Origin of the sequence: Pseudorhodoferax soli (genome assembly GCF_003337555.1) — a bacterium.
In the GTDB taxonomy this organism is placed as follows: Bacteria; Pseudomonadota; Gammaproteobacteria; order Burkholderiales; family Burkholderiaceae_C; genus Pseudorhodoferax; species Pseudorhodoferax soli.
On record NZ_QPJK01000002.1, the window covers coordinates 436,395 to 460,104 of the forward strand.

The 23,710-nt window shown below is 67.3% G+C and carries 27 protein-coding genes; all 27 read right to left on the reverse strand.

The features are described 5' to 3' along the window. Positions 1–47: 47 nt before the first annotated feature. The 27 genes from tatB to DES41_RS08855 all read right to left on the reverse strand — a co-directional run bounded on the left by tatB (position 48) and on the right by DES41_RS08855 (position 23,706). The gene (tatB, locus tag DES41_RS08725; protein ID WP_114467243.1) at positions 48–533 is read right to left on the reverse strand and encodes a Sec-independent protein translocase protein TatB; all 486 of its coding nucleotides are present in this window, start codon (positions 531–533) and stop codon (positions 48–50) included. Positions 534–543: 10 nt separating this feature from the next. Then, a complete protein-coding gene (gene tatA, locus DES41_RS08730) occupies positions 544–789 on the reverse strand; it encodes a Sec-independent protein translocase subunit TatA (protein ID WP_114467244.1) in 246 nt (81 codons plus the stop codon). A 75-nt stretch (positions 790–864) separates the two neighbouring features. Then, positions 865–1,221, reverse strand: coding sequence for a histidine triad nucleotide-binding protein (locus DES41_RS08735; protein ID WP_114467245.1), 357 nt, complete (start codon positions 1,219–1,221; stop codon positions 865–867). A 10-nt stretch (positions 1,222–1,231) separates the two neighbouring features. Next, positions 1,232–1,630 carry a DUF4870 family protein gene (locus DES41_RS08740; RefSeq protein ID WP_114467796.1) on the reverse strand — a complete coding sequence of 133 codons (399 nt, stop codon included), beginning with the start codon at positions 1,628–1,630 and terminating at the stop codon, positions 1,232–1,234. Beyond that, positions 1,623–2,015, reverse strand: a complete 393-nt coding sequence (locus tag DES41_RS08745) for a phosphoribosyl-ATP diphosphatase (protein ID WP_114467246.1) — start codon at positions 2,013–2,015, stop codon at positions 1,623–1,625. Before DES41_RS08745 ends, DES41_RS08740 begins: the two co-directional genes overlap by 8 nt. 5 nt (positions 2,016–2,020) lie before the next feature. Further along, positions 2,021–2,422: a phosphoribosyl-AMP cyclohydrolase gene (gene hisI / locus DES41_RS08750; protein ID WP_114467797.1), complete on the reverse strand. Its 402-nt coding sequence runs from the start codon at positions 2,420–2,422 to the stop codon at positions 2,021–2,023. A 28-nt stretch (positions 2,423–2,450) separates the two neighbouring features. After that, complete coding sequence (gene hisF / locus DES41_RS08755) at positions 2,451–3,230, reverse strand: imidazole glycerol phosphate synthase subunit HisF (protein WP_114467247.1); 780 nt, start codon at positions 3,228–3,230, stop codon at positions 2,451–2,453. A gap of 27 nt (positions 3,231–3,257) precedes the next feature. Then, positions 3,258–4,112 (reverse strand): D-hexose-6-phosphate mutarotase, encoded by an 855-nt coding sequence (locus tag DES41_RS08760; protein ID WP_114467248.1) that lies wholly within the window; start codon positions 4,110–4,112, stop codon positions 3,258–3,260. Then, positions 4,105–4,848, reverse strand: a complete 744-nt coding sequence (hisA, locus tag DES41_RS08765) for a 1-(5-phosphoribosyl)-5-[(5-phosphoribosylamino)methylideneamino]imidazole-4-carboxamide isomerase (RefSeq protein WP_114467249.1) — start codon at positions 4,846–4,848, stop codon at positions 4,105–4,107. Before hisA ends, DES41_RS08760 begins: the two co-directional genes overlap by 8 nt. 37 nt (positions 4,849–4,885) lie before the next feature. Beyond that, positions 4,886–5,569, reverse strand: a complete 684-nt coding sequence (gene hisH, locus DES41_RS08770) for an imidazole glycerol phosphate synthase subunit HisH (protein ID WP_114467250.1) — start codon at positions 5,567–5,569, stop codon at positions 4,886–4,888. Continuing rightward, positions 5,569–6,192 (reverse strand): imidazoleglycerol-phosphate dehydratase HisB, encoded by a 624-nt coding sequence (gene hisB / locus DES41_RS08775; RefSeq protein ID WP_114467251.1) that lies wholly within the window; start codon positions 6,190–6,192, stop codon positions 5,569–5,571. The genes hisH and hisB overlap by 1 nt, the downstream gene beginning before the upstream one ends. Further along, complete coding sequence (hisC, locus tag DES41_RS08780) at positions 6,189–7,268, reverse strand: histidinol-phosphate transaminase (protein WP_114467252.1); 1,080 nt, start codon at positions 7,266–7,268, stop codon at positions 6,189–6,191. The genes hisB and hisC overlap by 4 nt, the downstream gene beginning before the upstream one ends. Further along, positions 7,265–8,584 carry a histidinol dehydrogenase gene (gene hisD / locus DES41_RS08785; protein ID WP_114467253.1) on the reverse strand — a complete coding sequence of 440 codons (1,320 nt, stop codon included), beginning with the start codon at positions 8,582–8,584 and terminating at the stop codon, positions 7,265–7,267. The genes hisC and hisD overlap by 4 nt, the downstream gene beginning before the upstream one ends. Further along, positions 8,581–9,237 carry an ATP phosphoribosyltransferase gene (gene hisG, locus DES41_RS08790; protein ID WP_114467254.1) on the reverse strand — a complete coding sequence of 219 codons (657 nt, stop codon included), beginning with the start codon at positions 9,235–9,237 and terminating at the stop codon, positions 8,581–8,583. Before hisG ends, hisD begins: the two co-directional genes overlap by 4 nt. Further along, positions 9,234–10,514: a UDP-N-acetylglucosamine 1-carboxyvinyltransferase gene (gene murA / locus DES41_RS08795; protein WP_114467255.1), complete on the reverse strand. Its 1,281-nt coding sequence runs from the start codon at positions 10,512–10,514 to the stop codon at positions 9,234–9,236. Before murA ends, hisG begins: the two co-directional genes overlap by 4 nt. 56 nt (positions 10,515–10,570) lie before the next feature. After that, entirely contained in the window at positions 10,571–10,822 is a 252-nt protein-coding gene (locus DES41_RS08800; RefSeq protein ID WP_114467256.1) for a BolA family protein, read from the reverse strand. A 13-nt stretch (positions 10,823–10,835) separates the two neighbouring features. After that, complete coding sequence (locus DES41_RS08805; protein WP_114467257.1) at positions 10,836–11,591, reverse strand: ABC transporter permease; 756 nt, start codon at positions 11,589–11,591, stop codon at positions 10,836–10,838. Continuing rightward, entirely contained in the window at positions 11,588–12,532 is a 945-nt protein-coding gene (locus DES41_RS08810) for an ABC transporter ATP-binding protein (protein ID WP_114467258.1), read from the reverse strand. Before DES41_RS08810 ends, DES41_RS08805 begins: the two co-directional genes overlap by 4 nt. A 55-nt stretch (positions 12,533–12,587) precedes the next feature. Continuing rightward, complete coding sequence (locus DES41_RS08815) at positions 12,588–12,857, reverse strand: STAS domain-containing protein (protein WP_114467259.1); 270 nt, start codon at positions 12,855–12,857, stop codon at positions 12,588–12,590. Beyond that, positions 12,857–13,501: an MlaC/ttg2D family ABC transporter substrate-binding protein gene (locus DES41_RS08820; RefSeq protein ID WP_425466343.1), complete on the reverse strand. Its 645-nt coding sequence runs from the start codon at positions 13,499–13,501 to the stop codon at positions 12,857–12,859. Before DES41_RS08820 ends, DES41_RS08815 begins: the two co-directional genes overlap by 1 nt. A 112-nt stretch (positions 13,502–13,613) precedes the next feature. Further along, the gene (locus DES41_RS08825; RefSeq protein WP_245965628.1) at positions 13,614–14,351 is read right to left on the reverse strand and encodes an MlaA family lipoprotein; all 738 of its coding nucleotides are present in this window, start codon (positions 14,349–14,351) and stop codon (positions 13,614–13,616) included. 13 nt (positions 14,352–14,364) lie between these two features. Continuing rightward, a complete protein-coding gene (gene mlaD, locus DES41_RS08830; protein WP_114467261.1) occupies positions 14,365–14,847 on the reverse strand; it encodes an outer membrane lipid asymmetry maintenance protein MlaD in 483 nt (160 codons plus the stop codon). Between the two features lie 28 nt (positions 14,848–14,875). Next, positions 14,876–15,658, reverse strand: coding sequence for a lipid asymmetry maintenance ABC transporter permease subunit MlaE (gene mlaE / locus DES41_RS08835; RefSeq protein WP_114467262.1), 783 nt, complete (start codon positions 15,656–15,658; stop codon positions 14,876–14,878). Beyond that, positions 15,655–16,500, reverse strand: coding sequence for an ABC transporter ATP-binding protein (locus DES41_RS08840; RefSeq protein ID WP_114467263.1), 846 nt, complete (start codon positions 16,498–16,500; stop codon positions 15,655–15,657). Before DES41_RS08840 ends, mlaE begins: the two co-directional genes overlap by 4 nt. Before the next feature lie 91 nt (positions 16,501–16,591). Next, positions 16,592–18,058: a glutamate synthase subunit beta gene (locus DES41_RS08845; protein ID WP_114467264.1), complete on the reverse strand. Its 1,467-nt coding sequence runs from the start codon at positions 18,056–18,058 to the stop codon at positions 16,592–16,594. Positions 18,059–18,087: 29 nt separating this feature from the next. Further along, positions 18,088–22,827: a glutamate synthase-related protein gene (locus DES41_RS08850; protein ID WP_114467265.1), complete on the reverse strand. Its 4,740-nt coding sequence runs from the start codon at positions 22,825–22,827 to the stop codon at positions 18,088–18,090. 189 nt (positions 22,828–23,016) lie between these two features. Then, complete coding sequence (locus tag DES41_RS08855) at positions 23,017–23,706, reverse strand: transposase (RefSeq protein WP_114467266.1); 690 nt, start codon at positions 23,704–23,706, stop codon at positions 23,017–23,019. Positions 23,707–23,710: the final 4 nt, after the last annotated feature.

A 23,710-nucleotide genomic window follows, 5' to 3' on the forward strand; every position in this document is an offset into this window, starting at 1 on the left:
GATGGGCGGCGGGCTGCTGCGCCGGCCGGACACGGTGCAAACCGTGGTCAATTGAGTTTCTGGGGCCGGTAGCGGGCCACCCGCGCTGCGCCGGACAAGGCCTTGGTTCGCACGCCGGTGCGCGCCTTGTACCACTGCGGCATGGCGCCCTGCTTGACGCGCCAGTGCTTCTTCGGGTGCTTGTACTCGGGGTATTGCACAAAGCCATCGGCCGCCGCGCTGTCGGAAGAAGTCGCCGTGCTGCCGTCCAGGCCGGCCGTGGTGGCTGCCCAGTCCTTCTCGAACTCGCTGGCGGTGGTCTGCATGGAGGACTGCACGTCGCGTGCGGCGCCCTCCACCGTGTCCTTCATCTTCTTGAGTTCGTCCAGCTCCATGGAGCGGTTGACCTCGGCCTTGACGTCGGCCACGTAACGCTGCGCCTTGCCCAGCAAGGCACCCACCGTGCGGGCCACGCGCGGCAGCTTCTCCGGCCCGATGACGATCAACGCCACCGCGCCGATCAGCGCCATCTTCGAAATGCCGAGATCGATCACGGGCGGGCGATCAGGACTTGGTCTTGGCTTCGACGTCGATGGTGGACTTCTCGGCGTTGGCCGCCGTGGTGCCCACCTGCGCGTTCGGGCCGGTCGCGGCCTTGTCTTCCGGGGCGCCGCCGTCCTTCATGCCGTCCTTGAAGCCCTTGACGGCACCGCCCAGGTCGCTGCCCATGTTCCTCAGCTTCTTGGTGCCGAACACCATCACCACGATCAGCAGCACGATCAGCCAGTGCCAAATGGAAAAAGAACCCATGGAAGTACTCCTAACGAATTGCGTTGAATTTTAGTGTGCGGGATGAACCATTCCCGCGAAGGGCGAATAGGCCGCTCAAGCGCGTGCCCAGGGACGCGGGCCACCCAGCACGTGCAGGTGCAGGTGGTGCACCTCCTGGCCGCCTTCGGTGCCGGTATTGACCACCAGCCGAAAGCCACCCTCGGGATACGGGTTGCAACCTTCCTGCATCGCCAGGCGCGGTGCCAGCGCGAGCATGCGGCCCAACATCGGCGCGTGCTCGTCCGTCACGTGGGCCATGGAAGCCACATGGTGCTTGGGGACGATCAGGAAATGGATGGGCGCAGCCGGGCGGATGTCGTGGAAGGCGAAGAACTCGTCGTCCTCGTGCACCTTGCGGGACGGGATCTGCCCTTGGGCGATCTTGCAGAACAGGCAATCGGGATCGTGCATGCGGGCTCGCTCAACGGGATAGGCCGACCGGGCGGCTGGCGTTCATGTCCACCATGCCACGCACGATGCGGTACAGGAACCAGATGGAGATCACCAGCCAGGCGATGGCGCCGGGCAGGTACAGCAGGAAGAACAGCGGCAACGTGACCAGGTAGAGCACGCCAGCCCACAGCACCGAGCGGATGCGCCAGGAGAAATGGCTGGCCTGCCAGGTGCCTTCGGCGTCCGAGCGCTTGACGAGATCGATGACCAGCGCGATCACCAGCAGCCCGATGCTGGGCTGGGCCGAGGGCACCACGGCCGCCACCGCCACCACGAGGTGCAGCAGGTAGCTGATCCAGCCCACCGTCTTGAGCTGCTGGGCCTGCTCACTGTCCTTGACTTCCACGTCGATGACGTCATTAGCCACGGCCGTCTCCTTCGCGTGCAACGGCCTTGCGCAGGGCCTTTTCCTCGATGCCGCTGGTGCCTTCGCGGCGCAGCAGTTCGGCAATCACATCCTGGGGGCCCGCGCCGTAGTGCGCCAGCGCCACCAGCGAGTGGAACCACAGGTCGGCCACCTCGCCCACGAACTTGCCCTTCAGGTGCTCGGCGTCGCCGCGGCCGGCATCGATGTCCTTGGCCGCCATGACGACCTCGGTCGCCTCCTCGCCGATCTTCTTCAGGAAGGCGTCCGGGCCCTTGTGCAGCAGCCGCGCCACGTAGCTGGCATCGGGGTTGCCGCCGGCCGCGGGCTTGCGGCTCTCGATCACGGCCGCGAGGCGGCCCAATGCATCCTGGGACAAAGTGCTCATGCGGCCTACTTGTAGATGGACTCGGGGTCTTTCAAGACCGGGTCGACGGCCTGCCAGTGCGCACCAGCGCCTGCTGCCTCGAGCTTGCTGAAGAAGCAGCTGTGGCGGCCCGTGTGGCAGGCGATGCCCGGCTCGTGGCCCAGTTGCGTGACCTTGAGCAGCACCACGTCGGCATCGCAATCGAGCCGGATCTCGTGCACGGTCTGCACATGGCCGGATTCCTCGCCCTTGAACCACAGCTTGCCGCGCGAGCGGCTGAAGTACACCGCGCGCTGCAACTCGAAGGTCTTCTGCAGCGCCTCGCGGTTCATCCAGGCGAACATCAGCACGTCGCCGCTCGCCGCTTCCTGGGCGATCGCCGGCACCAGGCCCTGCGCATCCCACTTCACATCGTCCAACCAGTCCATCGCAGGATTCTCGGCGATCACGATGACGTCAGATCCGTACGGGAATACCGCGCGCCGCCATGTGGGCCTTGGCCTGGCCCACCGTGAACTCGCCGTAGTGGAAGATGCTGGCCGCCAGCACGGCGTCGGCACCGCCGGTCTGCACGCCGTCGGCGAGGTGGTCCAGATTGCCGACCCCGCCGGAGGCGATGACGGGCACGCCCACGGCGTCGCTGACAGCGCGTGTGAGCGCCAGGTCGAAACCGGACTTGGTGCCGTCACGGTCCATGCTGGTCAAGAGGATCTCACCCGCGCCGCGGCGCGCCATCTCGGCGGCCCATTGCACGGCGTCCAGGCCGGTGTTCTTGCGCCCGCCGTGGCTGTAGACGTCCCATCCGGCACCGCGCTGCGCGGCATCTTCCGGGCTGCGGCGCTTGGCGTCGATGGCCACCACGATGCACTGCGCGCCGTACTTGTCCGAAGCCTGGTTGATCACGTCCGGGTTGGCCAGCGCGGCCGAGTTGAAGCTGGTCTTGTCGGCCCCCGAATTGAGCAGCCGGCGCACGTCCTCGACCGTGCGCACGCCGCCGCCCACGGTCAGCGGAATGAAAACCTGCGAGGCCACCGCCTCGATGATGGGCAGGATCAGGTCGCGGCCGTCGCTGGTGGCGGTGATGTCGAGGAACGTGAGTTCGTCGGCGCCCTGCTCGTTGTAGCGCGCAGCGATCTCCACGGGGTCGCCCGCGTCACGCAGTTCGACGAAATTGACGCCCTTGACGACACGGCCGCCCGTGACGTCCAGGCAGGGAATGATGCGTTTGGCCAGCATGGGCGTTTGCTCGGAGAAAAGGGGAAATCAGGCGACGACGGTCAGCCGCTGCCAACCCGTCCACTGCGCGCCGGGCTGAAGGCTCTGCGGGCGCTCGACCTGCGCCGCCTCGACGCACAGCATCTGCGCATAGCTGTCGGGCGCCATGTCGGCCATGGTCGCGGACTTGGCCGCGCCAGGGTTCCAGACCACGGTGTCTTCGAAACTTGCGCTCTGGGCAATCTCCAGCTGGGCGTCGCCGTCCAGCAGGCGCAGCGGCGCGGCTGCGGCCCGGAACACGCGGTCGAACTCCCCGTCGAAGCGGACCTCGCCCGCATGCGTGGCGCGCGTGTCGGCCAGTGCATCCCAGCAGGGCTGGCCGTCCAGGCCCTGCAGCCGTACGCCGGTGATGTCATCCACTTGCAGATAGGTGTGCAGCGCACCCGTGAAGGTCCAGGGCGTCGTGCCGATGTTGTCCAACTCCAGCAGCATGTCCAGCCGGCCAGCGCCGAGCCGCAGCGTCAACGCAAACCGGAAGTCCGCCGGCCATGTGGCGCGCGTGGCCGCATCGCTTTCAAGGAACAGGGTCAACAGCACATCGCCCGAAGCCGCATCGACGCGCGCGCCGCCGCATTGCCAGGGCAGGTTGCGCGCAAAGCCATGCTTGGCCAGCGGACCGCGGGCGTTGAACTGCGGCAGGCAGACCGGCACGCCGCCGCGGATGGCGGCCTGGCCGTCGAACACCGCCTCGGGGCTCAGGTACAGGCGCTCGCGGCCTGCGCCCGTCCAGGACAACACATGGGCACCGTGCAGGGCCACCAGCAGGCTGTCGTCGGGGCCCCAGGTCAGTCGCAGGCAGGGCTGGCCGCGGAAGGATTCGGCCGCGGCCGCCAGCTCAACCATTGTTGTAGTTGTCGGCACGCTCCTGCGCGCTGGCGAAGTCCAGGTCGCCGGTGTAGATGGCGCGGCCGCAGATCACGCCTTCGATGCCTTCGCTCTCGACCTCGCAGAGCTTCTCGATGTCGGTGATGTTGGACAACCCGCCGGAGGCGATGACCGGCGTGCTGAGCGCCTGCGCCAGCTTGACCGTGGCATCGATGTTGATGCCGGTCAGCATTCCGTCGCGGCCGATGTCCGTGTAGATGAAGGACTCGACCCCGTAGTCCTCGAACTTCTTGGCCAGGTCGACGACTTCGTGGCCTGTGAGCTTGCTCCAGCCGTCGGTGGCGACCTTGCCGTCCTTGGCATCCAGGCCCACGATGATGTGGCCGCCGAAGGCGGTGCAGGCATCGTGCAGGAAGCCGGGATTCTTGACCGCGGCCGTGCCGATGATGACGTAGCGCAGGCCCGCATCCAGGTAGCGCTCGATGGTGTCCAGGTCGCGGATGCCGCCTCCCAGCTGGACGTCGACCACATCGCCGACCTCCTTCAGGATGCGCCGGATCGCCATCTCGTTCTTGGGCTTGCCAGCGAATGCCCCGTTGAGGTCGACCAGATGCAGGCGGCGCGCGCCCTGGTCGACCCATTTGCGGGCCATTTCGGCTGGGTCGTCGCTGAAAGTGGTGGACTGTTCCATGTCGCCTTGCTTGAGGCGGACGCATTGACCGTCTTTCAGATCGATCGCAGGAATGAGGAGCATGGTGCTGAGGGCAGCCTGAGCGTTGGAAGGGGAAGGGTCAGGGATTCCAGTGGAGGAAGTTGCGGTACAGCGCCAGACCATGCGCTGCGCTCTTCTCCGGGTGGAACTGGGTCGCAAAAATATTATCGCGGGCGATGGCGCAGGTAAAGGTTTCCCCGTACTCCGTCAAGCCTGCACTGTGGCGCTGATCCGACGGACGTGCGTAAAAACTGTGCACAAAGTAGAACCAGCTTTGGTCTGGCACCTCGCCCCAAACCGGATGGCGGCGCCCGTCGGGCTCCTGCTGCATCACGCGGTTCCACCCCATCTGGGGCACCTTGTAGCGGCTGCCATCGGGCTGGGTGCGCCCTTGCAGGTCGAAGCGCAGCACCTCGCCGGCGATCAGGCCCAGGCCAGGCGTGTCGCCACCGGCGTCGCCCGAACGGGTCTCGGCGCTGCGGTCCAGCAACATCTGCATGCCCACGCAGACACCGAACAGCGGCTTGCTGCGCGAGGCCTCGAGCACCGACTCCAGCAGGCCGGACTCGCGCAGCTCGCGCATGCAGTCGGGCATGGCGCCCTGGCCGGGCAGCACCACGCGCGTCGCCGCGCGCACCTGAGCCGGATCGCTGGTCACGACCACGTCCACGCCCTCGCCTGCCGCAGCGGCCTGCACGGCCTGCGACACCGAGCGCAGGTTGCCCATGCCGTAGTCGACCACGGCCACGGTGTTGCCGGCCATTACAACGAGCCCTTGGTGGAAGGAATGGTGCCCAATGCGCGCGGATCGAATTCCAGCGCGCCGCGCAGCGCGCGGGCGAAGGCCTTGAACACGGTCTCGCACTGGTGGTGCGCGTTCACGCCGCGCAGGTTGTCGATGTGCAGCGTCACGAAGGCATGGTTCACGAAGCCCTGGAAAAACTCGTGCGTCAGCTGGGTGTCGAACGCGCCGATCATGCCGCTCGTGAACGGCACGTTGAGCACCAGGCCCGGGCGGCCCGAGAAGTCGATCACCACACGGCTCAGCGCCTCGTCGAGCGGCACGTAGGCATGGCCGTAGCGCCGGATGCCCTTCTTGTCGCCGATGGCCTTGGCCACGGCCTGGCCCAGCGTGATGCCCACGTCTTCCACGGTGTGGTGGCCATCGATGTGCAGGTCGCCGTCCACCGCGATGTCCAGGTCGATCAGGCCGTGCCGCGCAATCTGGTCCAGCATGTGGTCGAAGAAACCGATGCCGGTGCCCAGCTTGGCCTGGCCGGTGCCGTCCAGGTTGACACGCACCGTGATCTTCGTCTCGGCGGTGTTGCGGCTGACCTCGGCGGTGCGTGCGAATGGCGCGGTGGGGGTGGTGACTAGGCTGCTCATAGGGACTGCTGCAGGGCCCGCAGCATCTGGGCGTTGTCGTCGGCGCTGCCGACCGTCAGGCGCAGGCAGTTGGCCAGCAAAGGGTGCATTTTAGAAACGTTCTTCACGAGCACGCCGCGGGCTTTCATGCCCTCGAACACGGCCTGGGCCTCGCCCGGTACGCGCACTAGCACCATGTTGGCGTCGCTGTTCCAGACCTTGAGCCCCAGCGCGCGCAGCGCCGGCAGCAAGGCATCGCGCTGGGCACGCAGGTCGGCGGCCTGGGCATCGAACACCTCGGCGTGTTCCAGCGCGAACAGCGCGCACTCGGCGTTGAGCACGCTGACGTTGTACGGCGGGCGCACCTTGTCGATCTCGGCCATCAGCGCGGACGGACCCATCATGTAGCCCAGGCGCACGCCGGCCAGGCCGAACTTGCTGAGCGTGCGCATCAGCAGCACATGGCCGTGGCGCGCCACGCGGTCGATGTAGGAGCGGCTGGCGAAGGGCTGGTAGGCCTCGTCCATGACGACCAGGCCAGGCGCGGCAGCGACGATGCGCTCGACCACCGTGTCGTCCCACAGGTTGGCCGTGGGGTTGTTCGGGTAGGCCAGGAAGACGATGGCGGGCTGGTGCTGTTCGATGGCTGCCAGCATGGCGGCCTCGTCGAGCTCGAAGTCGGCCGTGAGCGGCACGCCGACGAAGTTCAGGCCCTGCAGCTGCGCGCTCATCGCGTACATCACGAAGCCGGGCACGGGCGCGAGGATCGTCGCGCCGGGTCGGTCGCAGGCCATCGCCAGCAGGGAGATCAGTTCGTCCGAGCCATTGCCCAGCATGAGGCCGAAGCCTTCTGGCATCTGCGCATGGCGTGCCAGCGCCTGGCGCAGTGCGTCCAGGCGGCTGCCGGGGTAGCGGTTGAGTTCCACCGCGCCCAGCCGCTGGCCCAGCTGCGCCTGCAGCGCCGCGGGCAGCCGGTACGGGTTCTCCATCGCGTCCATCTTGAGCAGGCCGCTGGCGTCCTGCACGGCATAGGCGTGCATGGACTGCACGTCCTGGCGGATGAGTCGGGCGAGGCGGGGAGCGAGTGCAGCGGTCATGGTTTCAGGCGCAATTCGGCCGCGCGCGCATGGGCCTGCAGGCCCTCGCCATGGGCCAGCACGGAGGCGATGGGGCCGAGCACCTGGGCACCGGCCGCGCTGACTTCGATCAGGCTGCTGCGCTTTTGGAAGTCGTACACCCCCAGCGGGCTGGAGAAACGCGCCGTGCCGGAGGTCGGCAGCACGTGGTTGGGGCCGGCGCAGTAGTCGCCCAGGCTCTCGCTGGTGTAGGCACCCAGGAAGATGGCGCCGGCGTGCTTGAGCAGCGGCTCCCAACGGTGCGGATCCGCGCTGCTGACCTCCAGGTGCTCGGGTGCGATGCGGTTGCTGATGGCACACGCTTCTTCCATGTCGCGCGTGTGGATCAGCGCGCCGCGGCCGTTCAGGCTGGCGGCGATGATCTCGGAGCGCGGCATGGTGGGCAGCAGGCGGTCGATGGCCTCCTGCACGGCGTCGATGTAGGCCGCATCGGGGCAGAGCAGGATGCTTTGCGCAAGTTCGTCGTGCTCGGCCTGGCTGAACAGGTCCATCGCCACCCAGTCGGCCGGCGTGCTGCCATCGGCCAGCACCAGGATCTCGCTGGGGCCAGCGATCATGTCGATGCCCACCGTGCCGAACACACGGCGCTTGGCCGCAGCCACGTAAGCATTGCCGGGGCCGGTGATCTTGTCCACGGCCGGCACGGTGGCCGTTCCATAGGCCAGCGCGGCCACGGCTTGCGCGCCACCGACCGTGAAAGCGCGGGTGACGCCCGCCACGTAGGCCGCAGCCAGCACCAGCGGGTTCTTCTCGCCGCGCGGCGTGGGCACGACCATGATGATCTCGCCGACGCCCGCCACGTGGGCCGGGATGGCGTTCATGAGCACGCTGGACGGATAAGCGGCCTTGCCGCCGGGCACGTAGATGCCCACGCGGTCCAGCGGCGTGACCTTCTGGCCCAGCAGCGTGCCGTCGGCATCGCGGTAGCTCCAGCTCTCGCCGCTGGCCTTCTTCTGGGCCTCGTGGTAGCTGCGCACGCGCTGCGCCGCAGCCTGCAGGGCCTCGCGCTGGGCTGGCGGCAGGCCGTCGAAGGCCGCCTTCAGCTCTTCGGGCTGCAGCGTCAGCGCCTGCAGGTCGGGCGCGTCCAGGCCGTCGAAGCGGCGCGTGTACTCCAGCACCGCGGCATCGCCACGCCGTTGCACGTCGGCCAGGATCTCGGCCACCCGCTGCTCGATGGCGGCGTCGGTGTCGGCCGACCAGTGCAGCCGGGCCTTGAACTGCGCCTCGAAGTCGGCCTGGGTGGTCGCCAGGCGCAGCGGGCTGGCCGACAGCGTCATGCCGCGCTCCCGACCGGCTGGCGCAGCGCGGCCGCAAAGCCGTCGATGACCTGGCGCAGTGCGGCCTGCTTGCGCTTGAGCGCGGCCTGGTTCACGACCAGGCGCGAGCTGATGTCCATGATGCGCTCGACCTCGACCAAACCATTGGCACGCAGCGTGTTACCGGTGGACACCAGGTCGACAATGGCGTCGGCCAGGCCCGTCAACGGCGCGAGTTCCATGCTGCCGTAGAGCTTGATCAGGTCGACGTGCACGCCCTTGGTGGCGAAGAAGTCGCGCGCGATGCCGACGTACTTGGTGGCCACGCGCAGGCGCGAACCCTGGCGCACGGCCGAGGCGTAGTCGAAGTCCTTGCGCACGGCCACGCTGATGCGGCAGCGTGCGATGTCCAGGTCCAGCGGCTGGTAGAGGCCGTGCCCGCCGTGTTCGATCAGCGTGTCGCGGCCGGTGATGCCGAGGTCGGCACCGCCGTACTCCACATAGGTCGGCACGTCGGTGGCGCGCACCAGCACCACGCGCAGCTCCGGCTGGTTGGTCGCCAGGATCAGCTTGCGCGAGGTTTCGGGGTCTTCCAGCACCTCGATGCCGGCCGCGCGCAGCAGCGGCAGCGTCTCGTCGAAGATGCGTCCCTTGGACAAGGCCAGCGTGATCATGCTTTCACCCGTTCGATGTCCGCGCCGATGCCGCGCAGCTTGGTTTCCATGCGGTCGTAGCCGCGGTCCAGGTGGTAGACGCGGTCGACCAGCGTCTCCCCGTCGGCCACCAGGCCGGCGATGACCAGGCTGGCCGAGGCGCGCAGGTCCGTCGCCATCACAGTGGCGCCGGACAAACGCGGCGCACCCTCGATCAACGCGACCTTGCCGTCGATCTGGATGCGCGCGCCCAGGCGCACCAGTTCGTTCACGTGCATGAAGCGGTTCTCGAAGATGGTCTCGGTGACCTTGCTGGCGCCCTGCGAGATGCAGTTGAGCGCCATGAACTGGGCCTGCATGTCGGTCGGGAAGCCCGGGTACTCGGTGGTGCGGAAGTTCTGCGCGCGCAGGAACTCGTAGGCCGGCGCGTCGGCCTGCACCCGCACGCCGCCCTCCACCACCTGCACGCGCGCACCGGCGTCGCGCAGCTTCTCGATCACGGCGTCCATGTGGTCGGCACGCGCCCCTTGCAGCAGCACGTCGCCACCGGCAGCCGCCACCGCGCACAGGAACGTGCCTGCCTCGATGCGGTCGGCCACCACGGCATGCTGGCAGCCGTGCAGGCGTTCCACGCCCTCGACCACGATGCGGCGCGTGCCGTGGCCGTGGATGCGCGCGCCCATGGCGATCAGCATCTCGGCCAGGTCGGGGATCTCGGGCTCCTGGGCGGCGTTCTCGAGCACGGTCTCGCCTTCGGCCAGCGCGGCGGCCATCAGGAAGTTCTCGGTGCCGGTGACGGTGACCATGTCGGTCGTGATGTGGGCGCCGCGCAGCCGCGTGCGGCCCTCGGGCAGCCTGGCGATCATGTAGCCGTGCTCGACGACGATCTGCGCACCCATGGCTTGCAGGCCCTTGATGTGCTGGTCCACCGGGCGCGAGCCGATCGCGCAGCCACCGGGCAGCGACACCGTGGCATGGCCGAAGCGCGCCAGCAGCGGCCCCAGCGCCAGCACCGAGGCGCGCATGGTCTTGACCAGCTCATACGGCGCTTCGGGCTTGTCCAGGCTGCGCGCGTTGATGGCCACGCGGCCGTCGTCGTGCTGCTCCACCGCCACGCCCATGTTGCGGATCAGCTTGAGCATGGTGGCCACGTCCTGCAGGTGCGGAACGTTGGACAGCTCGACCTTCTCATCGGTCAGCAGGGCAGCGCACAGCTCCGGCAGGGCCGCGTTCTTGGCGCCGGAAATGCGCACTTCGCCGCTCAGGCGGCGGCCGCCGCGAATCAACAGTTTGTCCATCAGAAGCCGTTCAGGAAATCAGGCCCGCGCAGCTGGCCGCGGGCGGAGGGAAGCGCTCAGTGCTGCGGTCGGCCCTGGGCCACCCATTCGTCGGGCGTCAGGGTCTTCATCGACAGCGCATGCACTTCGTCGTTGCGTATTTTCTCACCCAGCGTGGCGTAGACCATCTGGTGCCGCTGGATGGGGCGCTTGCCCGAGAAGGCGGTGGACACGATGGTGGCGTACCAATGCCGGCCGTCGCCCTGGACGTGAAGGTGCTCGCAGGCCAGGCCGGCAGCGATCAGGGAGCGGAGTTGGTCGGCGGTCATGCGGGGAACGTCTTCAATTGCGGATCTTGTAGCCGGTGCGCAGCAGGTGCACCGCGATGGCACTCACCACCACCAGCGCCGTGCCGACGATGGCCAGGCTGGTCCAGGGCGAGATGTCGCTGATGCCGAAGAAGCCGTAGCGAAAGCCGTCGATCATGTAGAAGAACGGGTTCAGGTGGCTCACGGTCTGCCAGAAGCTGGGCAGCGAATGGATGGAATAGAACACGCCCGACAGGAAGGTCATGGGCATGATCAGGAAGTTCTGGAACGCCGCCATCTGGTCGAACTTCTCGGCCCACAGACCGGCGATCACGCCCAGGGTGCCGAGCAGCGCCGCGCCCAACACGGCGAACACGATGATCCACAGCGGCGCCACCAGGTGCACGCCCGTGAAGCCCACCGTGACCAGGAACACGCCGAAGCCCACCAGCACGCCGCGCACCACGGACGAGCCGACGTAGGCGACGAACCAGCTCCAGTGCGACAGGGGCGTGAGCAGCACAAACACCAGGCTGCCCATGATCTTGCTCTGGATGAGCGAGGACGAACTGTTGGCAAAAGCGTTCTGCAGCACGCTCATCATGACGAGGCCGGGCACCAGGAAGGCCGTGTAGCCGATGGTGTCGTAGACCTTGACCTTGTCCTCCAGCACGTGGCCGAAGATCAGCAGGTACAGCACGGCCGTCAGCACGGGCGCGGCCACGGTCTGGAAGCCCACCTTCCAGAAGCGCAGCACTTCCTTGTAGAACAGGGTTTGCCAGCCGGTCATGCGGTCAACGCCATCGGGGCGGTCGGGTTGCGTTCGGCGGCCATGACCTGCAGGAACACGTCTTCCAGGTCGGCCTTGCGGATTTCCACGTCCTCGACCGTCAGGCCGGCCTGGCGCACGGCGGCCAGGTACTGCTCGATCTCGAGCGCGCCCTGGGCCGGCAACTGCACGATGCGGCCGGTCACGCGCGCGGTCAGCGCCAGCGCGGGCGGCAATTCGCGGTCGACCTTGAAGCGCAACACGTTGCTGGAGGCAGACCTCAGCAGTTCGCTGGTTTCGGCCAGCGCCACCATGCGGCCTTGCTTGAGCATGCCGATGCGCGTGCACAGCGCCTCGGCTTCTTCGAGGTAGTGGGTTGTCAGCAACACGGTGTGGCCCTGCTTGTTCAGGCGGGCGATGAACTGCCACAGCGTCTGGCGCAGTTCCACGTCGACACCGGCGGTGGGCTCGTCGAGCACGATCACGGGCGGGCGGTGCACCAGCGCCTGGGCCACGAGCACCCGCCGCTTCATGCCGCCGGACAGCTGGCGCATGTTGGACTGGGCCTTGTCGGCCAGGCCCAGGCTTTCGAGCAGCTCGTCGATCCAGGCGTCGTTGTTGCGCACGCCGAAGTAGCCGGACTGGATGCGCAAGGCCTCGCGCACGTTGAAGAACGGGTCGAACACCAGCTCCTGCGGCACGACGCCGAGCTTGCGGCGGGCCTCGGCGAAATCGCCCTGCACGTCGTGGCCGTGCACGGCCACGCGACCGCTGCTGGCACGCGAGAGGCCCGCGAGGATGCTGATCAGCGAGGTCTTGCCGGCGCCATTGGGCCCCAACAGGCCGAAGAATTCGCCCTCGGCGATGTCGAAGCTGACATCGTCGAGTGCACGGAAGGGGGAGTTGCCGCCTTTGGACCCTGCGTAGGTCTTGCTGACGGACTGAAACGAGATGGCGGGCATGGGCAACCCGGCATTCTAAAGGCCGCCGGTTTTTGCTGCAGGCGGCGGGCCAGGCTCAGACGGCAGCGGGCAGCAGCAGGTCCACGCCGTAGAGCTTGGCGAGCGAGCGCAGCCGCTCGGGCAGCGCGCGCACCGTGAAGCCGCGGCCCTGGCTCATGCCTTCGCGCCGGCACTGCAGCAGCACGGCCAGGGCCGAGGAATCGAAGCGTTGCAGCGCGCTGGCATCCACCAGCACCGGCCCGGTCTGCGAGGCCAGCCCTTGCAACAGCATGTGCAGCGAGGCCGAGGCCTCGGCATGCGTGAGCGTGGCCGGCAGCACCAGCATCAGCCGCTCTTCTTGTCGTTGGACTTGTTGCGCTGCGCCAGCGCCGCGATCAGGCCATCCAGGCCCTTGGCATTGATCTCCTGCGAGAACTGGCTGCGGTAGGTCTCCACCAGCCAGATGCCCATCACGTTCAGGTTGTAGATCTTCCAGCCGGCGCCCTCGCCCGGCGTCTTCTCGAGCCGGTAATCCAGCTGCACCGGATCGCCACGGCCGCGCACTTCGGAGCGCACCACGACCTCCTTGTCTTCCGCCGCTGCGCGCAGGGGGCGCACCGAGATCTCCTGGTCGCTGACCTGGGCCAGCGCGCCGGAATAGGTGCGCACCAGCAGGATCTTGAATTCGTCCTGCAGCTTCTGCTTCTGCGCGTCCGTGGCTTGGCGCCAGGCCGGGCCGACCGCCGAAGCCGTCATGCGCTGGAAGTTCACGTTCGGCATGATCTTGGTGTCGACCAGCGTGATGATCTTGCTGACATCACCGGCCTGGATCGACTTGTCGGCCTTGATGGCGCCCAGCACATCGGTCGACAGGCGCGTGATCAGCGCGTCCGGCGCCTCGTCGGCGGCCAGGGCCAGGCCCGACACGCCCTGGGCCAGCACCAGGCTGGCCACGCCGGCCCAACGGGCGAGTTGTCTGCGGTTCATCATTGCGTTCTCTCCAACAGGGCACGCAGCCCGTGTGTGTGCATGGGTATTTGAGGCCGCCGGCTGCAGAGGGTTCCGCAGCGGCCAGGCGGGGTGCGACAGAATGTGCAGCCGATTACTGTGCGGGTGCCGGCACCGGCCGCGCACTGGGATCATCGGCCTGCCCATCGTAGTCCGAGGCACCGCGCCACTGCAGGTAGACATCGCGGGTGAAGCTGTACTTGTCCAGCGCCGCTTCGTCGAGCACGCTGCTGGCGCGCAGCAACTGCGCCCGCGCGTCGATGATGCGCAGGCCATACAGGCCGTAGCGTGCACCATGGTCGTCCAGGTGCGAGACCGGGTTGCCCCAGGTGTCCACCGGCAGCGCAGCCGTGTCGCGGATGGTGGACGGGCCCAGCAGCGGCAGCACCAGGTAGGGACCGGTCGGCACGCCCCAGCGGCCCAGGGTCTTGCCGAAGTCCTCGCGGTGGCGCGGGATGTCGGCATCGCTGGCGATGTCGATCAGGCCGCCCAGGCCGAACACGGTGTTGACCTGGAAGCGGAACAGGCTCTCCACTGCCGCCTGGCCGCGCAGTTGCAGCAGTGCATTCACGGCGGTCCAGGCGTCCGCCAGGTTGTTGAAGAAGTTGCGCACCCCGGTGCGCACCGGGCTGGGCAGCGTGTCGTTGTAGGCCTGGGCCACAGGCTTGAGAACCGCCCGGTCCACGCCTTCGTTGAAGCTGTACACGCCGCGGTTGAAGGGCTCCAGTGGGTCGCGCGGGTCGGCGTTCGGGCCCGTGGCACAGCCGCCGAGCAAGGCCAGCACCAGCACGCCTGCCATGGCAGCACGGGGTCGGACGAAAGAGAACTTCATGGCGTGGATACCCTTATTTTTTCGGAGCAGGCGCCGCAGGCGTGTCTGCTGCCTTGTTGTAGAGGAACTGGCCGATCAGATTCTCCAGCACCACAGCCGATTGCGTGGTGGTCACGGTATCGCCGGCGGAGAGGTTCTTGTCGTCGGCACCGGCCTCGATGCCGATGTACTGCTCACCGAGCAGGCCGCTGGTCAGGATCTTGAGCGAACTGTCCTTGGGAAAAGTGTAGCGAGTCTGCATCGCCAGCGTCACGCGCGCCTGGAAGCTCTTGTCATCAAATTCGATGGCTTCCACGCGGCCCACGACCACACCGGCGCTCTTCACCGCCGCTTTGGGCTTCAGGCCGCCGATGTTGTCGAACTTGGCGGCGATGGTGTAGGTGGACGACAGGCTCAGGCTCGTCAGGTTGGCCGCGCGCAGCGCGAGAAACAGGATGGCGGCCGCGCCCAGCAGCACGAACAGCCCCACCCACACATCCGTCTTGGAACGTTGCATCGACTTCCCCTGCCCGGCTCGCGGGCTCTCAGATATTGAACATCACGGCCGTCAGCACGAAGTCCAGCGCCAGCACGGCCAGCGAAGACACGACGACGGTGCGCGTGGTGGCGCGCGACACGCCCTCGGGCGTGGGCTGGGCCCGCCAGCCCTGCAGCAGCGCGACAAATGTGACCGTGAAGCCGAACACGATGCTCTTGAGCACGCCGTTGCCGACGTCGGCCAGCCAGTCCACACCGCCCTGCATCTGGCTCCAGAACGCGCCAGCGTCCACGCCGATCATGACCACGCCGACCAGCCAGCCGCCGATGATGCCGACGGCCGAGAACAGCGCCGCCAGCAGCGGCATGGCGATCACACCGCCCCAGAAGCGCGGCGCCAGCACGCGCTGCACCGGGTCCACAGCCATCATCTCCATGGCGGTCAGTTGCTCGCCGGCCTTCATGAGGCCGATGCCGGCCGTCAGCGAGGTGCCGGCCCGGCCCGCGAATAGCAGCGCCGTGACCACTGGCCCCAGCTCGCGCACCAGGCTCAGCGCCACCAGCAGGCCCAGCGCCTCCGACGAGCCGTAGCGCTGCAGGGTGTAGTAGCCCTGCAGGCTCAGCACGAAGCCCACGAACAGGCCCGAGACCATGATGATGGCCAGCGAGTAGTTGCCCAGGAAGTGGATCTGGTCGCGCACCAGGCCGAAACGGCGCAGGCAGGCGCTGCCCAGGCCCAGCAGGCGCACGAAGAGGCGCGCGGCCTCGCCCAGGTCGGTCAGGGCCGTGCGCGCGGCAAAGCCGATGTCGGCAGGCTTGTACCAGCTCATTTCTTGCGCACCGCCACGGAAGGCCCGTGCGTGGGACCGAAGTCCTGGTCGATGCTGGGGCCGGGGTAATGGAAATGCACGGGGCCGTCGGCCTCGGCGTTGACGAACTGGTGCACCAGTGGGTCGGTGCTGGCGCGCACTTCGGCCGGCGTGCCCTGCGCTGCGATCCGGCCGTTAGCCAGCACGATCACGTGGTCGGCGATCGCGAAGGTCTCGTCCAGGTCGTGCGAGACGACGATGCTGGTCAGGCCCATGGCGTCGTTGAGCTGGCGGATCAGGCGCGCGGCCGTTCCGAGCGAGATCGGATCGAGGCCGGCGAAGGGCTCGTCGTACATCACCAGTTCGGGGTCGAGCACGATGGCACGCGCCAGCGCCACGCGCCGCGCCATACCGCCCGAGACTTCGCTCGGCATCAGGTCGCGCGCGCCACGCAGGCCCACCGCATTGAGCTTCATGAGCACGATGTCGCGCACCAGCGCTTCCGACAGGTCGGTGTGCTCGCGCAGCGGAAAGGCCACGTTCTCGAACACGTCCAGGTCGGTGAACAGGGCCCCGAACTGGAACAGCATGCCCATGCGGCGACGGATCGCATACAGGCCGGTGGGGTCCAGCGCCGCCACGTCCTGCTTGTCGAACAGCACCTGGCCCTTCTGGCCCCGGATCTGCCCGCCGATCAAGCGCAGCACAGTGGTTTTGCCGCCACCCGAAGCGCCCATCAAGGCGGTCACCTTGCCGCGCGGAATGGTCAGCGAGACGCCATCCAGGATCGGACGCTCTCCGTAAGAAAACGAGAGGTCCTTGAGTTCAACCAGGGGTTCGGCAGGGGCGGGAATAGCGTCCATCAAAACAAGAAGGCCGGAGAGCTCCGGCCTTGGACGATGATAAGGGATGCCGCGCAGGCCATCGTATACGCGGCGATGCCCTTACTTCCCATCAGCGGGGCAGGTCCGAGAAGCCCATCAGGAACTCGTCGACCGCCCGCGCCGCCTGCCGGCCCTCGCGGATCGCCCAGACCACCAGGCTCTGGCCGCGGCGGATGTCGCCGGCCGCGAAGACCTTGGGCACGTTGGTGGCATAGCCGCCGTCGAACTCGGTCGTGGCCTTGGCGTTGCCACGGGCGTCCTTGTCGACGCCGAAGGACTCCAGCACCAAGGCCACCGGGTTCACGAAGCCCATGGCCAGCAGCACCAGGTCGGCCTTCATGACCACCTCGGTCCCCGGGATCTCCACGAGCTTGCCGTCCTTGAACTCCACGCGCACCGTCTTCAGGCCAGTGACCTTGCCCTTCTCGCCGACGAACTCCTTGGTGGAGATGGCGAACTCACGCTCGCAGCCCTCGTCGTGGCTGGAGCTGGTGCGCAGCTTGATCGGCCAGTAGGGCCAGGTCAGCGGGCGGTTCTCCTCCTCGGGCGGACGCGGCATCACCTCGAACTGCGTCACGCTGACCGCGCCATGGCGGTTGCTGGTGCCCACGCAGTCGCTGCCGGTGTCGCCGCCGCCGATGACGATGACGTGCTTGCCGTCGGCACGCAACTGGCCCTTGAGCTTGTCGCCGGCGTTGACCTTGTTCTGCTGCGGCAGGAATTCCATCGCGAAATGGATGCCATCCAGATCGCGGCCCGGCACGGGCAGGTCGCGCGACTGCTCGGAGCCGCCGGTCAGCACGATGGCGTCGAAGTCCTTCTGCAGTTGTTCGGGCGTGACGCTGTGCTTGGCCCAGTTCGTGACCTTGGAGTCCTTGGGCCAGTTGCCCACGACCGTGCTGGTCTTGATCGTCACACCCTCCGCCTGCATCTGCTCGACCCGGCGGTCGATGTGCGATTTTTCCATCTTGAAGTCGGGGATGCCGTAGCGCAGCAGGCCGCCGACGCGGTCGTTCTTCTCGAACAGCGTGACGTCATGGCCGGCCCGCGCGAGCTGCTGGGCCGCGGCCAGGCCGGCCGGGCCGGAGCCGACCACGGCGACCTTCTTGCCGGTCCTGTGCTTGGCAGGACGCGGCGTGACCCAGCCCTCTTCCCAGGCCTTGTCGATGATGGCGTGCTCGATCGACTTGATGCCGATCGGGTCGTCGTTCACGTTCAGCACGCAGGCCGCCTCGCAGGGCGCGGGGCAGATGCGGCCCGTGAACTCGGGGAAGTTGTTCGTGGAGTCCAACACCGCGAAGGCGTTCTGCCAGTCGTTGCGGTACACCAGGTCGTTGAAGTCCGGAATGACGTTGTTGACCGGGCAGCCGTTGTTGCAGAACGGCGTGCCGCAGTCCATGCAGCGCGCGCCCTGGACCTTGGCCTGCTCGGGCGTCAGCCCGATCACGAATTCCTTGTAGTGCTTCAGGCGCTCGGAGGCGGGCGCATAGCCCTCTTCGATGCGCTCGTGCTCCATGAAGCCGGTGATCTTTCCCATCGTGTTCTACCTCGTTGTTCTGGCTGCGTTCAGACCTTGGCCGGCTGGCGCACGGCGTGCGGCTCCAGACCCACATGTGCGTTGTTGCCGCTGCTGGCGAGCTCGACCTTGCGGTCATGGATCTCGCCGAGGGCGCGCTTGTATTCGTTCGGGAACACCTTCACGAACTTGCCGCGCGAGGTCGCCCAATCGTCCAGCAGGTCGCGCGCACGCTTGCTGCCAGTCCAGCGGTGGTGGTCTTCCAGCAGCTTGCGCAGGATGGCCTCGTCGGTCGCGCCGTTGTGCCAGTGGCCACGCTTGACGGTGGCCGTCTGCTCGGCCGTGGTCAGCACCTTCTCCAGCGTGACCATGGCGGGGTTGCAGCGGCTGGCGAACTGGCCGTCCTCGTCGAAGACGTAGGCCACGCCGCCGCTCATGCCGGCGGCGAAGTTGCGGCCGGTCTTGCCCAGCACCGCGACGGTGCCGCCCGTCATGTATTCGCAGCCATGGTCGCCCGTGCCCTCCACGACGGCCGTGGCCCCCGACAGGCGCACGGCGAAGCGCTCGCCAGCCACGCCGCAGAAATAGGCCTCGCCGGTGGTGGCGCCGTACATCACCGTGTTGCCCACGATGATGTTGCGCACTGCCTCGCCGCGGAAGTCCAGGCTGGGACGCACCACGATGCGGCCGCCCGACAAGCCCTTGCCGGTGTAGTCGTTGGCCTCGCCGATCAGGTACAGCGTGATGCCCTTGGCCACGAAGGCGCCGAAGGACTGGCCGCCCGTGCCCTCGAACTGGATGTGGATGGTGTCGTCCGGCAGGCCCTCGGGATGCACGCGCGTGACGGCGCCCGAGAGCTTGGCACCCACGGTGCGGTTCACGTTGCGCGCGACCTCGATGAAGCGCACCTTCTCGCCCTTCTCGATGGCCACCTTGGCCTTCTCGATCAAGCGCGTGTCCAGGTTGTGCTCCAGGCCGTGCTCCTGGTTCTCGACATGGAAGCGCGGCACGTCGGCCGGCACCTCGGGCAGCGCGAACAGGCGCGAGAAGTCCAGGCCCCTGGCCTTCCAATGGGCGATGCCCTTCTTGATGTCCAGCAGGTCGGCCCGGCCGATCAGGTCGTTGAACTTGCGGATGCCCAGCTGCGCCATGATCTGGCGCACTTCCTCGGCGATGAAGAAGAAGTAGTTCACCACGTGCTCGGGCTTGCCCGAGAACTTCTTGCGCAGCACCGGGTCCTGCGTGGCCACGCCCACCGGGCAGGTGTTCAGGTGGCACTTGCGCATCATGATGCAGCCCTCGACGATCAGCGGCGCGGTGGCGAAGCCGAACTCGTCGGCGCCCAGCAGCGCGCCGATGGCGACGTCGCGGCCGGTCTTCATCTGGCCGTCGGCCTGCACGCGCACGCGGCCGCGCAGGCGGTTCAGCACCAGGGTCTGCTGCGTCTCGGCGAGGCCGATCTCCCAGGGGCCGCCCGCGTGCTTGATGGACGACCAGGGCGAGGCGCCCGTGCCGCCGTCGTGGCCGGCGATCACCAGGTGGTCGCTCTTGCACTTGGTCACGCCCGCGGCGATGGTGCCCACGCCCACCTCCGACACCAGCTTGGTGCTGATGGACGCGTGCGGCGCCACGTTCTTCAGGTCGTGGATCAGCTGCGCCAGATCCTCGATCGAGTAGATGTCGTGGTGCGGCGGGGGCGAGATCAGGCCCACGCCGGGCACGGCGTAGCGCTGCTTGCCGATGTACTCGGTGACCTTGCCGCCGGGCAGTTGGCCGCCCTCGCCCGGCTTGGCGCCCTGGGCCATCTTGATCTGGATCTGGTCGGAGGACGACAGGTACTCCGCCGTCACGCCGAAGCGGCCAGACGCCACCTGCTTGATCTTCGAGCGCAGTGAATCGCCAGCCAGAAGCGGCAGGTCGACCTCGACCTCCTTCTCGCCGATGATGCTCTTGAGCGTGTCGCCCTGCTTGATCGGGATGCCCTTGAGCTCGTTGCGGTAGCGCGCCGGGTCTTCCCCGCCCTCGCCCGTGTTGCTCTTGCCGCCGATGCGGTTCATGGCCACGGCCAGCGTGGCATGGGCTTCGGTGGAGATCGAGCCCAGCGACATGGCGCCCGTGGCGAAGCGCTTCACGATCTCGGCAGCGGGCTCCACCTCGTCCACCGGGATGGCCTTGGACGGATCGATCTTGAACTCGAACAGGCCGCGCAGCGTCATGTGGCGGCGGCTCTGGTCGTTGATGATCTGGGCGTATTCCTTGTAGGTGTTCCAGTTGTTGGCGCGCGTGCTGTGCTGCAGCTTGGCAATGGCATCGGGCGACCACATGTGCTCTTCGCCACGCGTGCGCCAGGCGTACTCGCCGCCGGCGTCCAGCATGCTGGCCAACACCGGGTCGTCGCCGAAGGCGGCGGCGTGCATGCGCAGCGCTTCCTCGGCGATCTCGAACACGCCGATGCCTTCCACGCGGCTCGCGGTGCCGCTGAAGTACTTGTCGACGGTGCCGTTGTTCAGGCCGATGACCTCGAACAGCTGCGCGCCGCAATAGGACATGTAGGTCGACACGCCCATCTTGGACATGATCTTGGACAGGCCCTTGCCGATCGCCTTGACGTAGTTGTAGACGGCCTTCTCGGCCGACAGCGCGCCGGGCAGGTCGGCGTGCATGGCGGCCAGCGTTTCCATCGCCAGGTAGGGGTGGATGGCTTCGGCGCCGTAGCCGGCCAGCACGCCGAAGTGGTGCACTTCACGCGCGCTGCCCGTCTCCACGACCAGGCCGGCCGTGGTGCGCAGGCCCTCGCGCACCAGGTGCTGGTGGATGGCGCTGGAGGCCAGCAGGGCGGGGATCGCGACCTGGGTCGCGCTCACGGCACGGTCGGACACGATCAGGATGTTGGCACCGCCCTTGATCGCGTCGACGGCTTCGGCGCACAGCGAGGCCAGCTTGGCTTCCACGCCTTCGCGGCCCCAGGCGGCGGGGTAGGTGATGTCCAGCGTGGCCGAGCGGAACTTGCCCTGGGTGATGCGCTCGATGTCGCGCAGCTTGGCCATGTCGGCGAAGTCCAGGATGGGCTGGCTCACTTCGAGCCGCATCGGCGGGTTGACCTGGTTGATGTCCAGCAGGTTGGGCTTGGGGCCGATGAAGCTGTTCAGCGACATCACGATGGCCTCGCGGATCGGGTCGATCGGCGGGTTCGTGACCTGCGCGAACATCTGGCGGAAGTAGTTGTAGAGCAGCTTGTTCTTGCTCGACAGCACGGCCAGCGGGCTGTCGTTGCCCATGGAGCCGATGCCCTCTTCCCCAGCCTGGGCCATGGGGCTCATCAGGAACTTGATGTCTTCCTGCGTGTAGCCGAAGGCCTGCTGGCGGTCCAGCAGCGAGACGGCGCTGTCGGCCGGGTTGCCGGAAGTCTCCGACAGGTCGTCCAGCTTGATGCGCAGGTTCTCGATCCACTGCTTGTAGGGCTTGGTGTTGACGACGAGCGACTTGAGCTCGTCGTCCTCGATCATGCGGCCCTGCTCCAGGTCGATCAGGAACATCTTGCCGGGCTGCAGGCGCCACTTGCGCACGATCTTGTGCTCGGGAATCGGCAGCACGCCGGCTTCCGAAGCCATGATGACCATGTCGTCGTCGGTCATGATGTAGCGCGAGGGGCGCAGGCCGTTGCGGTCCAGCGTCGCGCCGATCTGGCGGCCGTCGGTGAACACGATGGAGGCCGGGCCGTCCCAGGGCTCCATCATGGCGGCGTGGTATTCGTAGAACGCGCGGCGGCGTTCGTCCATCTTCTCGTGCTGCTCCCAGGGCTCGGGGATCATCATCATCACGGCCTGGGCGATCGGGTAGCCCGCCATGGTCATGAGTTCGAGGCAGTTGTCGAAGGTGGCCGTGTCGGACTGGCCGGCGAAGCTGATCGGGTACAGCTTGGCCAGGTCGGCCGCCAGCACCGGGGACGACATCACGCCCTCGCGCGCCAGCATCCAGTTGTAGTTGCCGCGCACCGTGTTGATCTCGCCGTTGTGGGCGACATAGCGGTACGGGTGGGCCAGCGGCCACTTGGGGAAGGTGTTGGTCGAGAAGCGCTGGTGCACCAGGCCGATGGCCGAGACGCAACGTTCGTCCGCGAGGTCGAAGTAGTACACCCCCACCTGGTCGGCCAGCAGCAAGCCCTTGTAAACCACGGTGCGGCTGGACATGGAGGGAACGTAGTACTCCTTGGAGTGCTTCAGTTCCAGGTTCTGGATGTTGGCGCTGGCGGTCTTGCGGATCACGTACAGCTTGCGCTCCAACGCGTCCTGCACGATCACATCGGCGCCGCGGCCGATGAACACCTGGCGCAGGATGGGCTCGGTCTTGCGCACGGCCGGGGACATCGGCATGTCCTTGTTGACGGGCACGTCGCGCCAGCCCAGCAGCACCTGGCCTTCGGCCTTGATGGCACGCTCGATCTCCTGCTCGCAGGCCATGCGCGAGGCGTGTTCCTTGGGCAGGAAGATCACGCCCACGCCGTACTCGCCGGCCGGCGGCAGCGTCACGCCCTGCTTGGCCATCTCTTCGCGGTACAGCAGGTCCGGGATCTGGATCAGGATGCCGGCACCGTCGCCCATGAGCTTGTCGGCGCCCACGGCGCCGCGGTGGTCGATGTTCTCCAGGATCTTGAGCGCCTGGGTGACGATGTCGTGCCGCTTCTCGCCCTTGATGTGGGCCACGAAGCCCAGGCCGCAGGCGTCGTGCTCGTGTGCGGCGGAATACAGGCCGTGCTGGGCCAGGTGTTGGATCTCTGCATCCGTGGTCATCGACGCACTCCTTCGGGTTTTCACTCAATCGCGGGGGAAGCGGAGCATAGTGCGTTGCAACAAGGATGCCAAGCGGAATAAATGGGGTCAGATCCTTTTTAAATCCCGACGTTTTTCATCAGAAAATATTTGGGGACATATCGACTTTGAGCGGCCTCTGCCCTTGTGTACACGGCGACAGATGATCGCTCAGGTGGTCTTGCGCGGGCGGCCTGGCTGGCTGCGCGTGAGCCGGCGCGGCGCGGATTGCTGCAGCCGCGCCACGAAAGCCTCGTCGCCCAGCGCCCAGCCGCCCAGAACGGAGCGGGTCAGTGCATCCTGCTGCGCCGATGTGACGCCGTCATGCACCATGCTGGCGTATGCAGCCTCGCGTGCGAAGGGGGTGTTGTCCAGCGCCCAATAGGCAGGCGGCGGCGTCAGCCAGCCGTCGTTGCGCAGCCCCGCATAGTGGCCATGGCTGGACCAGGGATAGTCCTTGGCGGCCTGCACCAGCGATGCACGCACCGGGTTCAGGTCGAAGTAGGCCATGCAGGGCAGCAGGTAGCGCTCGGGCTGCAGGACCGTGGAACGGTAGCGCCCCTCCCACAGCGTGCCGCTGCGGCCATGGGCCAGGTTGAAGCGGCGCACATAGATGCGGCCCACGGCCTGCAGGGCGTGCGAGAGCGCACCCTCCTCCGGTGGCGTCAGCAGCAGATGGAAATGGTTGGGCATCAGCACGTAGGCGTGCAGCGCCACGCCCACGCTGCGGCATTCCTGCGCCAGCAGTTGCAGCATGGCTACATGCTCGTCGGCCGTCGTGAAGATGGCCTGGCGGTTGTTGCCGCGCTGCAGCACATGGTGCACCTGGCCAGCCAGGGACAGGCGGGGCAGGCGCGCCATGTTG